We start from the raw sequence: 13,583 nt of genomic DNA, 5'->3' as shown, positions 1-13,583 counted from the left end.
TTGCGCTATCACCGTGGTTTCCGACAATTTCGGTGGTCGATAGCAAGCTAAGGGGATAGCCTTGTTGCACCGAAAAATGGCACATTGACGCACCTGCCGCGCGCACCCATCCGTCGTATGGAAACTCCCCATGGCTATCAGCAATACCCAGGCCGAAGCACCGCCCATTTCTGCCGCCGCCCAAAGCAACCCGCTGGTGATGCGAATCATCGGCGCCGTGGCGCTGGCGCACCTGATCAATGACCTGATCCAGGCCGTGCTGCCTTCGATCTACCCGATGCTCAAGGACAGCTACGGCCTGACCTTCACCCAGGTGGGCCTGATCACACTGACGTTCCAGCTGACGGCTTCTCTGTTGCAGCCCTGGGTCGGTTATCACACGGACCGGCATCCCAAGCCCTGGTTGTTGCCGTCCGGCACGGTGTGTACGTTGATCGGTATTGTGATGATGTCCATGGTCGGCAACTTCGCATTGATCCTGCTGGCGGCGGCGCTGATCGGCATCGGCTCGTCGACGTTCCATCCGGAAGCCTCGCGGGTGGCGCGACTGGCCTCGGGCGGTCGTTACGGGCTGGCGCAATCGACGTTCCAGGTCGGCGGTAACGCCGGCTCAGCCTTCGGCCCGCTGCTAGCCGCGGCGATCATCATTCCCTACGGCCAGGGCAACGTGGCCTGGTTCGGATTGTTCGCCCTGTTTGCGCTATTCGTGCTCTATCGCATCAGCCGTTGGTACGCCAACCATCTGAACCTGTTCAAGCTCAAGCAAGGCCAGGCGGCGACCCACGGTTTGTCCAAGGGCCGGGTGCTGGGTGCCTTGGTGGTGCTGGGGCTGCTGGTGTTCTCCAAGTACTTCTACATGGCCAGTTTCACCAGCTATTTCACCTTTTACCTGATCGAGAAATTCGACCTGTCGGTGGCCTCGTCCCAGTTGCATCTGTTCCTGTTCCTCGGCGCAGTGGCGGCGGGCACGTTCTTCGGTGGCCCGATCGGCGACCGTATCGGACGTAAGGCGGTGATCTGGTTCTCGATCCTGGGCGTGGCGCCCTTCACCTTGATCCTGCCCCATGTCGACCTGCTGTGGACCAGCATTCTCAGCGTCGTGATCGGCTTCATCCTAGCCTCGGCATTCTCGGCCATCGTCGTATATGCCCAGGAACTGGTGCCGGGCAATGTCGGCATGATCGCCGGGGTGTTCTTTGGGCTGATGTTCGGTTTCGGCGGGATCGGTGCCGCGTTGCTCGGCCACCTGGCAGACATTCGTGGCATCGAATACGTGTATTGGTTGTGCTCGTTCCTGCCATTGTTCGGGGTACTGGCGATTTTCCTGCCGCGGACTAAAAAAGCCTGAACCGGGCAGCAGCCGAAGACTGAGCGCAATGACCTCAGAAGTAACCGGGGCTGCTTCGCAGCCCAACGGGGCGGTACGACGTTTTGTTGAATTCCCTCGCCACGGTTTTTGCAGTGGGGGAGGTTCTGTCAGATCCGGTAATACTTCGCTTCGTATGACATGGCCTGAAACGTTGTAGGATTTTTTCCCCAATTACGTTCAGGCCCTTATGAGCACTCTCCAGGAACCTCCCAGTCGCTGTTTCCCATCCTCACCTCGCGCTAACCCCGCGATGACCTTGCAAGGGAGCCACTGACTCCCATGGAATGGATCGTCGACCCCACGGCATGGCTTGGCCTGCTGACCCTCATCGTGCTGGAGCTGGTGCTCGGCATCGACAACCTCGTCTTTATCGCCATCCTGGCGGACAAGCTGCCACCCGAGCAGCGCGACCGTGCCCGTGTCATCGGCCTGTCCCTTGCGCTGTTGATGCGCCTCGGCCTGCTGGCGAGCATTTCTTGGATGGTGACGCTGACCGCGCCGTTGTTCGAGGTCTTCGACAAGACATTCTCGGGCCGCGACCTGATCATGCTGTTCGGGGGTGTGTTCCTGTTGTTCAAGGCCACCATGGAACTGCATGAACGCCTCGAAGGGCATGTGGCGCAACGTTCAGGCAACGCGACCTATGCGCTGTTCTGGCCGATCGTGGCGCAGATCGTGGTGCTCGATGCAGTGTTCTCCCTGGACGCGGTGATCACCGCCGTGGGCATGGTGGAGCATCTGTCGGTGATGATGATCGCGGTGATCTTCTCCATCGGCCTGATGATCGTCGCGAGCAAACCTTTGACCAAATTCGTCAACGGGCACCCGACCGTGATCATGCTGTGCCTGGGTTTCTTGATGATGATTGGCTTCAGCCTCACGGCCGAGGGTCTGGGGTTCCACATTCCCAAAGGCTACCTCTACGCCGCGATCGGCTTCTCGATCCTGATCGAGCTGTTCAATCAACTGGCCCGTTCGCGACGCAAGAAGAGCCTGCAAGGTCAACGCCCGATGCGTGAGCGCACCGCCCATGCGGTCCTGCGTCTGCTGGGAGGGCAGAAACTGGACGCCGAAGAAGTCGGTGAGGAAATCGCCGACATGCTGGCGGGTGATGAAGTCGAGCAGGTCTTCGATCGGCGGGAGCGGGTCATGATCAGCGGCGTGCTGCAGTTGGCGGAGCGCCCGATACGCAGTGTGATGACCCCGCGTGCCGAAATCGACCACATCGACCTGGCCAACTCGGCGCAGGAAATCCGCACGAAGCTGATGCATTCGTCGTACTCAAGGCTGCCGCTGATCCGCGACGGACGGGTGGATGAGCCCTTGGGGTTCGTCCATAAGAAAGAGCTGTACAAAGAGTTGTTGGCCGGCAACGAGCCCAACCTGGAAGTCATGGCCCGTCAAGCCATCAGCCTGCTGGACAGTTTCACGATCCTCAACGCACTGGAGCAGATGCGCAAAGCGTCGACTCACATTGCGTTCGTGGTCAACGAATTCGGTGACTTCATCGGTCTTCTCACCATGACTGACATCCTGGAGTCCATCGCCGGTGAGTTACCGGATGCCAGTGAAATAGAGGGCCCCAATATCGTCGCCGAGGAGGACGGCTTCCTGGTCAGCGGCGCGCTGAACCTCAGCCTGGTGCGTGAGCACACCGGGTTCCAGGCGAAAGCGACTGAGGACTACCAGACGCTCGCCGGGCTGGTCATGAGTTTGCTCGACCGGCTGCCGGTGAAGGGCGACCAACTGACGTGGCAGGAATGGAGCCTGACGGTGATGGCGGTCGAAGAGCGTCGCGTGACGCGAGTGCTGTTGCGCCAGCCTTCTTCCGCGAGGTGACCTACCGGGGATGCGATCTGCCGAGGTTTCTTGGTATTCTCGCATCCCTTTTCATGGACGAAGCCGAACACATCATGGCTAACGACACCCCATCCCCCATTGGCAAGATCCTGCTGGGCCTGCTTTTCGCGTTGATTGGTCTTGGCCTGCTGGCCATCGCCGCCAATCTGATCCTCGAGCGTCGGGATTTCCTCGCCCACGCACAAACCGCCGATGGCATCGTCAGCCGATTGAATGCTGGCGGTTCGCATCCTGAAATTGCCTTTACCACCGGCGCCGGCGAGAAAATCTCTTATCCCCAGGGTGGCCTGATATTCGGCTACCAGCAGGGGCAGTCAGTCCTCGTTCATTACTTGCCGGAGCAGCCGGCCGGCAGCGCGGTCATCGATGACTCAGGTGCGTTATGGGGGCCGTCCGGGTTGCTGGGGGCGCTGGGTCTCTTGTTCGCCTTTGCAGGTCTGGCATCAATCATCCGCCAGCGCGGCCGCGGTGCGGTTCAATCACATAAAGGACTTTGAATCATGAGTTACAACATTCCGATCCCGGTCAATGAAAGCCGCTGGCAGTACCAGACCGCCAGCGGTGGCGGCCTGACCGTAGCCGTGGTGGCGGGCAGTGGCGGTTCGATTATCCTCCGCTCGCCGGAGGGCAAGGACGTCAGCTACCGTTATGGCGGTGTCGGCGTAGGAGCCGGATTCGGTGCGCGGCTGCCGCGTTTCGGTAAGGTCAATATCCAGATCAAGGGCAAGAGCGTGGGCGGGGCCGGCGCGGCCGAGGCTTTCCCCAGCTTCGGCAAAGTGTTTGTCAGCGACGCGCTGGCCAGCCGTGACCTGACCGAAGACGATATCACCGGCCCGTGCATGTACACCGAAGTGGGAGGAGGCCTGGTGGTGGGCGGTTCGGCGACCGCGCTGTTATTCGGGCTCGATCCGAAGCTGCTGGCGTTGTCGGTGGCCTTGAACGCCAGCGCGGTGACTTCGATCATTGCTGCCAACACGGTCAACCGGCAACTGCTGCAATCGGCCAAGGGTGCGGTGGTGATGGCCGGCATGAATGCCGGCGTGCAGGCCGGTGGTGGCGCGGCGATTTACATGGGCTATCTGTTCTAGGACACACAACACCCAAAAGGGGCATCGCTCAGGATCGAGCACGCCCTTGGTCGAGCGCAGCCGGTGGGAACGATGGGAAGGCGAGCAAGTCCCAATTGCTCTACTGGAGCGACGGTTCCAGTGCCCCTTAAAGGACTATCCCATGGCAAACACCGATAGCACGACGGCAAGTACCCACACCGTAAGAACTGGCCCGGGCACTGTCCAGGTCGACCTTACCGGCCAGTTCGACGCCAACCAGAGCATCATTATCCAGCCGGACGGCAAGATCCTAGTCGGCGGCTATACCGAGTACCTCGCGTGGGGTTACCCCGGGGCGCCCGGCGAGGAGAGCTACGGCTACGAACAGAACCATTCGGTCATCCGCCTGAACGCGGACGGTACGCTGGACACCGGCTTTCATGAAGGTGGTGTCGACATTGTCCCTGCCGCGATCGCCCCGGCGTCGCGCTACGAGCTGACTGCGGTGCAATCCGATGGCAAGGTGCTTGTCGCCGTCGCCCTGAACACCGGCATACAGGTGGAGCGCTACAACAGCGACGGGACGCGCGATAGTGCCTTCGGTCAAAACGGCGTGGTGACGGTCGACATCAACCACAGTTTCAAGGACATCGACCTGACGGCCAATACCGATGGCACCTTCCAGATCAGCGCCCGCGGGTTTGACCAGGCTACAGTGACCCGCATCGATCATGACGGCACGCTGGTCGAAGGCTTTGGCGACAAAGGCATGCTGACGGTCAACATTCCCGCAGACGAACACTACAACGGAGCGATTTCCACGGCGGTGCACGCAGATGGAAGCGTCGTGGTTGGCGCTGCTTACAATGCTGCCGGCTTGGGTGATCCAACGTACGCCCTGCAGCGCTTCGGCCCCGATGGTCAGCTCGATACCCGGTTTGGTGATGACGGTGTCCTCTACCTGAACCCTGCCATGGGTTTCGGCGAAGGCTCGGTGATCACCCTGCAAGCTGACGGCAAGATCATCGTCATGGGCCATGGCGAAGACGCGCGGGTGACTGTCGCCCGGCTTAACGCTGACGGCTCCTTCGATACCACCTTCGGCTCCAAGGGTACGGTGAACTTCGAAGCCGATACGCCGGTGGCCTTGACGGTGCAGGGAGATGGCAAGATCCTGGCGGCCGGCACGAACAGCGGTGATTTCAGCATCATCCGTTTTAACGCTGATGGCACTGTCGATACCGGCTTCGGCAGCCAGGACGGCAAGCTCCATGTGGACGGTTACGCCGGCGAAGAGATCTTGCAGGGCAGCGATGCCAACGAAGTGATCCGCGGCCTGGCGGGGGACGATGTGCTCCAAGGCAACGGCGGGCGCGACCTTTTGCAAGGGGGCGCAGGCGCGGACATCTTCCGTTTCGGTGAACTGAGCGACAGTTTCCGCACTGCGACGCAAGGCAACAGCGACCGGATCCTGGATTTCGACGCCGCCCGCGACCGCATTGACCTGATTGGCCTGGGCTTCACTGGCATTGGCAACGGCCATGACGGCACCTTGGCGGTCCAGGCCAGCGCTGACGGCACGCGCACTTACCTCAAGAGCTACGACGCCGATGCCTCGGGGCAACGCTTTGAACTGGCCTTGGACGGCAACCTGGTGGGGCAATTGAACGACACCAATCTGGTGTTCACCGCGCCTACCGTCGAAGGTACGTCCGCCAGCGATACGCTGACCGGCTCTGCATTGTCGGAAATCATCCACGGTCTGGACGGCAATGACCGTATCAATGGCGGTGCCGGCGCGGATGTCATCATTGGCGGACGGGGCGCTGACCGCCTTAACGGTGGAGACAGGTCCGACATTTCGTTGTGGACAGATAATCGGCAGAATGCCGATGTGTTCCGCTACACCTCTACCGAGGACAGCTACCGGACGGACAGCCATAGCTCCGTCGACCTTATCGAAGGCTTCACGGTCGACGACAAGATCGATGTATCGGCCCTGGGCTATACCGGCCTTGGCGATGGGACGAGCACGACGTTGAAGATGGTCTACAACCAGGCGCTGGACCGCACCTATCTGACGGATGTGGAAGCAGACGCCCAAGGTCATTGGTTCCAGATTGCACTGGCCGGGGACTGGCGGGAAAGCCTGGATAACGACAACCTGATCGTGGCACCCGACGCCGGGGTAGGGCTGATCGGGGTGGTGCCGGAGGTCGATCCAGGGCATCTGTTGGGCTGATGCAGGCTTGGCTCTCCCACATGGGGCGATGCTGATGCTTCGCTCACAAAAAAGCCGCGAATCAACGCGGCTTTTTTAATGCCAGCTACATCAGACGTTAAAGCGGAAGTGCATCACGTCGCCATCCTTGACGATGTATTCCTTGCCTTCCAGACGCCATTTGCCGGCTTCCTTGGCACCGGCTTCACCCTTGTACTGGATGAAGTCGGCGTAGGCGATGACTTCGGCGCGGATGAAGCCTTTCTCGAAGTCGGTGTGGATCACCCCGGCCGCTTGTGGGGCGGTGGCGCCGACGCGGACGGTCCAGGCGCGGACTTCTTCAACACCGGCGGTGAAGTAAGTCTGCAGGTTGAGCATCTCGTAACCGGCGCGGATCACGCGGTTCAGGCCAGGTTCTTCCAGGCCCAGGGCCTCCAGGAACATGTCCTTCTCTTCACCGTCATCCAGCTCGGCGATTTCCGCTTCGATCTTGTTGCACACCGGAACCACCACGGCGCCTTCTTCTTCGGCGATGGCCTTGACCACGTCCAGGTGCGGGTTGTTCTCGAAGCCGTCTTCAGCGACGTTGGCAATGTACATGACCGGCTTGGTGGTCAGCAGGTGGAAGCCCTTGATCACCAGCTTCTCTTCGGTGCTCATGTTCTTCATCAGGCTGCGCGCCGGCTTGCCTTCGGTGAAGTGCGCGATCAGCTGTTCCAGCAAACCCTTCTGGACGACCGCGTCCTTGTCGCCACCCTTGGCGTTGCGGGCAACTTTCTGCAGTTGTTTTTCGCAGCTGTCGAGGTCGGCGAAGATCAGTTCCAGGTCGATGATCTCGATGTCGCGTTTCGGGTCGACGCTGTTGGAGACGTGAATCACGTTTTCGTCTTCAAAGCAGCGCACCACGTGGGCGATGGCATCGGTCTCGCGGATGTTGGCGAGGAACTTGTTGCCCAGGCCTTCGCCTTTCGAGGCGCCGGCCACCAGGCCCGCGATGTCGACGAATTCCATGGTGGTCGGCAGGATGCGCTTGGGATTGACGATGGCGGCCAGGGCATCCAGGCGTGCATCCGGCATTGGCACGATACCGCTGTTCGGTTCGATGGTGCAGAAGGGGAAGTTCTCGGCCGCGATACCGGATTTGGTCAGGGCGTTGAACAGGGTGGACTTGCCGACGTTAGGCAGGCCGACGATGCCGCAATTGAATCCCATGGTGTTTCCCCTCGGTAAGAGTCAGGCCTTCTGGCTGTGCAGGTTTTTCATCGCGCGGTTCCATTCACCGGCGAGGATATCCGGCAGCACGCCGAGGGCAAAGTCGATGCTGGCATCGAGTTTTTCCTGTTCGGCGCGAGGCGCACGACCCAGGACAAAATTTGACACCATGCTGGCGACGCCCGGGTGGCCGATGCCGAGCCGCAGGCGGTGGAATGTATTCTGATTACCCAGTTGCGCAATGATGTCGCGCAACCCGTTGTGACCGCCATGGCCGCCGCCCTGCTTGAGCTTGGCAACGCCCGGAGGCAGGTCGAGTTCGTCGTGGGCCACCAGGATTTCTTCAGGCTTGATGCGGAAGAAACCGGCCAATGCCGCCACGGCCTGGCCGCTGCGGTTCATGTAGGTGGTGGGAATCAACAGGCGAACATCCTGACCTTGATGCGAGAAGCGTCCGGTCAGGCCGAAATATTTGCGATCGGCCGCCAGGCTGACGCCTTGTGCGTGCGCGATGCGCTCAACAAAAAGGGCCCCTGCGTTATGCCGGGTCTGTTCGTATTCAGCGCCTGGATTTCCCAAGCCAACGATCAGTTTGATGGCAGTCACGATAGGGGCCCTTCCTGGAGTGTGGATAACAAGGTCGCGTCAGTCGGTTTGGCGACAGTGGACGAAATGGCGGATCTACCGTTAAGTAAACTTCGCGTTCTCGCCCGCTGTCTCGCTACGTTCCAGTCCGCGATGTTTCCGGTCACTCCGGCGACAGAGTGAAATTACTCTGCAGCGCCTTCTTCGGTAGCTTCTGGAGCAACACGTGGAGCGTGGACGTTGGCAACAGCCTTGTCATCACCGTGCGCCAGGGCAACGAACTCAACGCCTTTAGGAGCCTTGAGGTCGGACAGGTGAACGATGGTGCCGATTTCGGCGTCAGCCAGGTCGACTTCGATGAACTCAGGCAGGTCTTTCGGCAGGCAGGAAACTTCCAGCTCGGAAGTCACGTGCGAGATTTCGCCGCCTTTCTTGATCGGAGCAGCTTCGTTGATGAAGTGCACTGGAACGGTAGCGGTCAGTTTCTGGCCAGCCACGACGCGGATGAAGTCGGCGTGCATGATGAACTGCTTGGCCGGGTGACGCTGCATCGCTTTAACGATGACGTTTTGCTTCTTGCCATCGACGTTCAGCTCGATTACGTGGCTGAAGGCAGCCTCGTCTTCGAACAGCTTGGCCACTTCTTTGGCCAGCATGGTGATGGACTCAGGGGCCTTGTCGCCACCGTATACAACGGCAGGAACCTGGCTGGCGAGACGACGCAGGCGGCGGCTCGCACCTTTCCCCAGGTCGGTACGCGCTTGGGCGTTCAGAACGAAATCAGTCATTTTGTATCTCCAAAATAGCCATCCCGGGTGACGTCTGCGACCGACGTCAAAGCGGTATGGGCAAAAAAGCCCCGCCCCAACATGAGTGTTGGGGCGGGGCGCTTTTCGTCAGCGGGTTGTCATCGAAAGGGCAGGGCCCTTAACGGAACATCGCGCTGATCGATTCTTCATTGCTGATGCGGCGGACCGCTTCGGCAACCACCGGTGCGATATCCAGTTGACGGATACGCGCACAGGCTTGTGCTGCTGCGGACAGCGGGATGGTGTTAGTGACCACCAGCTCGTCCAGCACGGAATTTTCAATGTTCTCGATCGCCCGACCCGACAGCACAGGGTGTGTGCAGTAGGCAAAGACCTTGGCAGCGCCGTGCTCTTTCAGGGCCTTGGCCGCGTGGCACAGGGTGCCGGCGGTATCGACCATGTCATCGACCAGGATACAGGTACGCCCTTCGACGTCGCCGATGATGTGCATCACTTCGGAGTGATTGGCTTTTTCACGACGCTTGTCGATGATGCCCAGATCCACGCCCAGGGATTTGGCCACTGCGCGTGCACGCACGACTCCGCCAATGTCCGGGGACACGATCATCAGGTTTTCGAAGCGCTGATCTTCAATGTCATCCACCAGGACCGGGGAGCCGTAGATGTTGTCCACGGGAATATCGAAGAAGCCCTGGATCTGGTCCGCGTGCAGGTCAACCGTGAGGACACGGTCGATGCCAACGACGGTGAGCATGTCAGCCACGACTTTCGCGCTGATGGCCACACGTGCGGAACGCGGACGGCGATCCTGGCGGGCATAACCAAAGTAAGGAATTACAGCAGTGATACGAGTAGCCGAGGAACGACGGAAGGCATCAGCCATCACGACGAGTTCCATCAGGTTGTCGTTGGTCGGAGCGCAAGTCGGCTGAATAATGAAGACGTCTTTACCGCGGACGTTTTCATTGATCTCGGCAGTGATTTCGCCGTCGGAGAACTTACCGACAGAAATGTCACCGAGAGGGATATGCAGCTGACGTACGACACGCCGAGCCAGATCGGGGTTAGCGTTCCCCGTAAAGACCATCATCTTGGACACGCGCAGTACCTGAAGGCTGAGGGTATACCTGGATGAGTATAGGAAAATGGCAGGGGCGGCTGGATTCGAACCAACGCATGGCAGGATCAAAACCTGCTGCCTTACCGCTTGGCGACGCCCCTGTATCTGTTGCTGCGAGTGCCCAGCACTCGATTCCGTTTAGAGCAGGTCTTGCAGCTTGCGATGCAACATCGAAACGTTGCTTCCCTTTGCTACAAACCCTGTAAGGGTCTCTGTCAGAAGGGCCGAGACTTTATCAGCTTCAGCTTTGCTTGGGAAGCCCCCAAACACACAACTTCCAGTTCCGGTGAGTTTTGCTTCGGTAAATTTACCTAACAAATTCAAAGCGTTACGAACATCTGGGTAACGCCTCGCTACCACCGGTAAGCAGTCATTTCGACTGTTTCCCTTGGGAACGGGGCGCACTTTAATGGGAGGAGAGTTACGTGTCAACAGTGGATCTGAAAAAATTTCTGCTGTACTTACAGAGACTTGCGGCACCAGTACCAGGTACCAGGGTTCTTCGGGCTCGACTGGCGTGAGTTTTTCCCCGACGCCCTCGGCGAAAGCCGCGTGGCCACGCACGAAAACCGGCACATCGGCGCCCAGGGTCAGGCCCAGGTCGGCCAGGCGATCCACGTCCCAATCCAGCTGCCACAAGTGGTTGAGCCCCAGCAGCGTGGTCGCCGCATTCGAGCTGCCGCCGCCGATGCCACCGCCCATGGGCAGGATTTTTTCGATCCAGATATCGACGCCCTGCGCGCATCCGGATTGTTCCTGGAGTTTTCTAGCGGCCCTCACGATCAGGTTGCTGTCGTGGGGCACACCTTCGAATTCGGTGTGCAGCCGAATCACTCCATCGTCGCGCACGGCAAAGGTGATCTCGTCGCCGTAATCCAGGAACTGGAAAATCGTCTGCAACTCGTGATAACCATCCGGACGACGCCCGAGGATGTGCAACATCAGGTTGAGCTTGGCCGGGGAGGGCAGGGTCAGGCGTGGCGCGGTCATGTCATTGCCCCAGCTTGCGCGGCTGCCATTGCTTGATCACCAGCGTGACATCGAGGTTGCTGCCATGCAGCTTGATGCGTTCGGGCAGCCAATAGCCGTTCTGTTGGGCGTAGCTCAAGTATTCGATCTGCCAGTCATCCTGTTCCAGGTTGGACAGGCGGCTGTCGCCGTCCAGGGTCAAGCGACTCTTGCTGTCCGGGGCCGGCAGCCCGCGAACCCACCAGGTCAGATGAGAGACAGGCAACTTCCAGCCCAGTTGCTCTTCCAGCAGGGCTTCAGGCGAGGGAGCGTCGTAACGACCCTGGTTGGCAACTTCCAGTGAGACCTGGCCCGGACGACCGGTCAACCTCGCCGCGCCGCGCCCCAGCGGGCCGGACAGGCGAATGTCGTAGTAGTCCTGGCGTTGCAGCCAGAACAGCGTGCCGCTGCCCGAGTCCTTCGGTGCGCGGATACCGATCTTGCCGTCGATCTGCCAGCCGTCGAGGCCGCTCAATTGTTCCTTGTGTTCACGCCACTGGGCCGGGTTGCCATGGCCCTGGACGGATTCACGGGCGCCGAAGCCCGCGCAACCGGCGAGCAGGGCAATGAAGCTGAAAACGATGAAATGGCGCAAAAACATAAGCTTAAAGGGTCTCTGATCCGGTCAGGCGTTTGATGGTGCCGCGCAAAATCGGGCTGTCGGGCTGGTCCTTGAGGAATTTGCTCCAGATCTGCCGGGCCTCGCGCTGCTTGCCGTTGGCCCACAGCACTTCGCCCAGGTGAGCGGCGACTTCCTGGTCGGGAAAACGCTCCAGGGCCTGGCGCAACAGGCGCTCGGCTTCATCGAGGTTGCCCAGGCGGAAATTCACCCAGCCGAGGCTGTCGAGCACCGCCGGGTCTTCCGGATTGATCTGGTGGGCCTGTTCGATCAGCACCTTGGCTTCGTCGTAGCGGGTGGTGCGATCCGACAGGGTGTAGCCCAACGCGTTGAGGGCCATGGCATTGTCCGGATCGCGCTGGATGATCAGGCGCAGGTCTTTTTCCATCTGCGCCAGGTCATTGCGTTTTTCCGCCTGCATGGCCCGGGTGTACAGCAGGTTCAGATCGTCCGGATACTGTTTCAAGGCTTGTTGCAGGACATTCCAGGCCTTGTCGCCCTGATTGTTGGCCGACAGGGTCTCGGCTTCGATCAGGTACAGCTGGATGCCGTAGTCCGGCTGGGCATCGCGCTGCACGGCGAGGCGGCTCTGGGCTTCGGCGGCCTTGCCATTGCCGATCAGGATATCGGCCTGGCGCAACTGGGCCGGCAGATAGTCATTGCCCGGGCCGACCTGGGCGTACTCGATCAATGCGCTCTCGGGGTCGTTGCGTTCTTCGGCGATGCGGCCAAGGTTCAGGTGGGCCGAGTCGACGTGGCTGTCCCGGGCGATCAGGTCTTCCAGGTAGCCCTTGGCCTCGTCCCAGGCCTTGGCTTCCAGGCAGACCAATGCCAGGGAATAGCGCAACTCGTCGTCTTCGGGGTATTGCTGGACCAGGCTGGAGAACTCCACCTTGGCGTCGTCCATGCGGTTGTTTTCCACCAGCATGCGGGCGTAGGTGAGGCGCAGGCGCTTGTCATCCGGGTATTTCCTGATGCTTTTTTCCAACAGTGGCAACGCTTCGTCGCCACGGTCCAGGCCTTGCAGCAGACGGGCGCGCAACAGGATCGGCGCCACTTCGCCGGCTTCCGGCGGGTTGTCCTCCAGCAGCCTGAGGGCGCCTTTGCTGTCACCGTCCTGTTGCAACAGCAGGGCCTTGCCGAAAATCAGCTGGCCGTTGTTCGGGTGGCGCTGCAACAGGCGGTCGAAGCTTTTCATCAGGCCGTTGCGGGTTTCCTGGTCGGTGTCGGCGGCCGACAGCGCGAGGAAGTCGAAATGGGTGTCGCCCTTGCCCAGCAGGACTTTCTCCATATACATCATGGAATCGTCGTAGCGCCCGGCCCGCGCCAGTTGTATGGCCGCGGCGCGCTGCGCTTCGAGGTCGTCCGGGGCATTCTTCGCCCAGATCAGCGCCGTATCCAGCGCGGGCTGGTCGGCGCCCAGATACTCGGCGATGCGAAATGCCCGCTCGGAAATGCCCGGATCCTGAGTATTGATGGCCTGGGTCACGTAGTTGTCCAGCGCGATGTCGAAGCGGTTGCGCTGGCCCGCCAGCTCGGCGCTCAACAGGCTGAAAATGGTTTCTTCACTGAACGAGCCGTAGACCTTGGGCTTTTCAGGCGCCGGGGTGCTGTCTTCGACCGGCGGCGTACCGTCCGTCGAAACGGGGGCCATGGACTGGCAGCCGCTGAGCAAGGCTAAAGCGAGGAGCAACGCGGAAGATCTATTCATATAGGAAGAGGACGACTAACCTGCGGTCGGATCATCATGACACAAGCCTTGGGTCAAAC

Annotated in this window: 12 protein-coding genes and 1 tRNA gene; 5 read left to right on the top strand and 8 right to left on the bottom strand. The window is 60.3% G+C overall.

The window, feature by feature from the left end:
* The first annotated feature begins 130 nt into the window (after positions 1–130).
* From ACLEJQ_RS01750 to ACLEJQ_RS01730, 5 genes are all read left to right on the top strand, one after another.
* The gene (locus ACLEJQ_RS01750) at positions 131–1,348 is read left to right on the top strand and encodes an MFS transporter (RefSeq protein ID WP_440791568.1); all 1,218 of its coding nucleotides are present in this window, start codon (positions 131–133) and stop codon (positions 1,346–1,348) included.
* Between the two features lie 300 nt (positions 1,349–1,648).
* Positions 1,649–3,208, top strand: coding sequence for a TerC family protein (locus tag ACLEJQ_RS01745; protein WP_440791566.1), 1,560 nt, complete (start codon positions 1,649–1,651; stop codon positions 3,206–3,208).
* A gap of 74 nt (positions 3,209–3,282) precedes the next feature.
* A complete protein-coding gene (locus tag ACLEJQ_RS01740; RefSeq protein WP_440791646.1) occupies positions 3,283–3,726 on the top strand; it encodes a DUF3592 domain-containing protein in 444 nt (147 codons plus the stop codon).
* 3 nt (positions 3,727–3,729) lie between these two features.
* Entirely contained in the window at positions 3,730–4,317 is a 588-nt protein-coding gene (locus ACLEJQ_RS01735) for a hypothetical protein (protein WP_440791564.1), read from the top strand.
* Between the two features lie 142 nt (positions 4,318–4,459).
* Entirely contained in the window at positions 4,460–6,520 is a 2,061-nt protein-coding gene (locus tag ACLEJQ_RS01730; protein ID WP_440791562.1) for a calcium-binding protein, read from the top strand.
* A gap of 90 nt (positions 6,521–6,610) precedes the next feature.
* On the opposite strand, the gene ychF is transcribed toward ACLEJQ_RS01730, so the two are convergent.
* From ychF to ACLEJQ_RS01690, 8 genes are all read right to left on the bottom strand, one after another.
* Entirely contained in the window at positions 6,611–7,711 is a 1,101-nt protein-coding gene (ychF, locus tag ACLEJQ_RS01725) for a redox-regulated ATPase YchF (protein ID WP_440791560.1), read from the bottom strand.
* 21 nt (positions 7,712–7,732) lie between these two features.
* Complete coding sequence (pth, locus tag ACLEJQ_RS01720; protein ID WP_003185374.1) at positions 7,733–8,317, bottom strand: aminoacyl-tRNA hydrolase; 585 nt, start codon at positions 8,315–8,317, stop codon at positions 7,733–7,735.
* A gap of 164 nt (positions 8,318–8,481) precedes the next feature.
* Positions 8,482–9,084, bottom strand: coding sequence for a 50S ribosomal protein L25/general stress protein Ctc (locus tag ACLEJQ_RS01715; RefSeq protein WP_440791558.1), 603 nt, complete (start codon positions 9,082–9,084; stop codon positions 8,482–8,484).
* Between the two features lie 139 nt (positions 9,085–9,223).
* Positions 9,224–10,165, bottom strand: coding sequence for a ribose-phosphate pyrophosphokinase (locus tag ACLEJQ_RS01710; RefSeq protein ID WP_003171603.1), 942 nt, complete (start codon positions 10,163–10,165; stop codon positions 9,224–9,226).
* Between the two features lie 47 nt (positions 10,166–10,212).
* Positions 10,213–10,287 (bottom strand) — tRNA-Gln (locus ACLEJQ_RS01705).
* A 37-nt stretch (positions 10,288–10,324) separates the two neighbouring features.
* Positions 10,325–11,176, bottom strand: a complete 852-nt coding sequence (ispE, locus tag ACLEJQ_RS01700) for a 4-(cytidine 5'-diphospho)-2-C-methyl-D-erythritol kinase (protein ID WP_440791556.1) — start codon at positions 11,174–11,176, stop codon at positions 10,325–10,327.
* A gap of 1 nt (position 11,177) precedes the next feature.
* Positions 11,178–11,795: a lipoprotein insertase outer membrane protein LolB gene (gene lolB, locus ACLEJQ_RS01695; RefSeq protein WP_440791554.1), complete on the bottom strand. Its 618-nt coding sequence runs from the start codon at positions 11,793–11,795 to the stop codon at positions 11,178–11,180.
* Between the two features lie 4 nt (positions 11,796–11,799).
* A complete protein-coding gene (locus ACLEJQ_RS01690; protein WP_440791552.1) occupies positions 11,800–13,524 on the bottom strand; it encodes a tetratricopeptide repeat protein in 1,725 nt (574 codons plus the stop codon).
* Positions 13,525–13,583 lie beyond the last annotated feature (59 nt).

Origin of the sequence: Pseudomonas sp. SMV71, assembly GCF_052042015.1 — a bacterium.
Taxonomy (GTDB): domain Bacteria; phylum Pseudomonadota; class Gammaproteobacteria; order Pseudomonadales; family Pseudomonadaceae; genus Aquipseudomonas.
The sequence above is the reverse complement of the archived record's forward strand: the minus strand, read 5'-3'. Positions and strand labels throughout refer to the sequence as shown.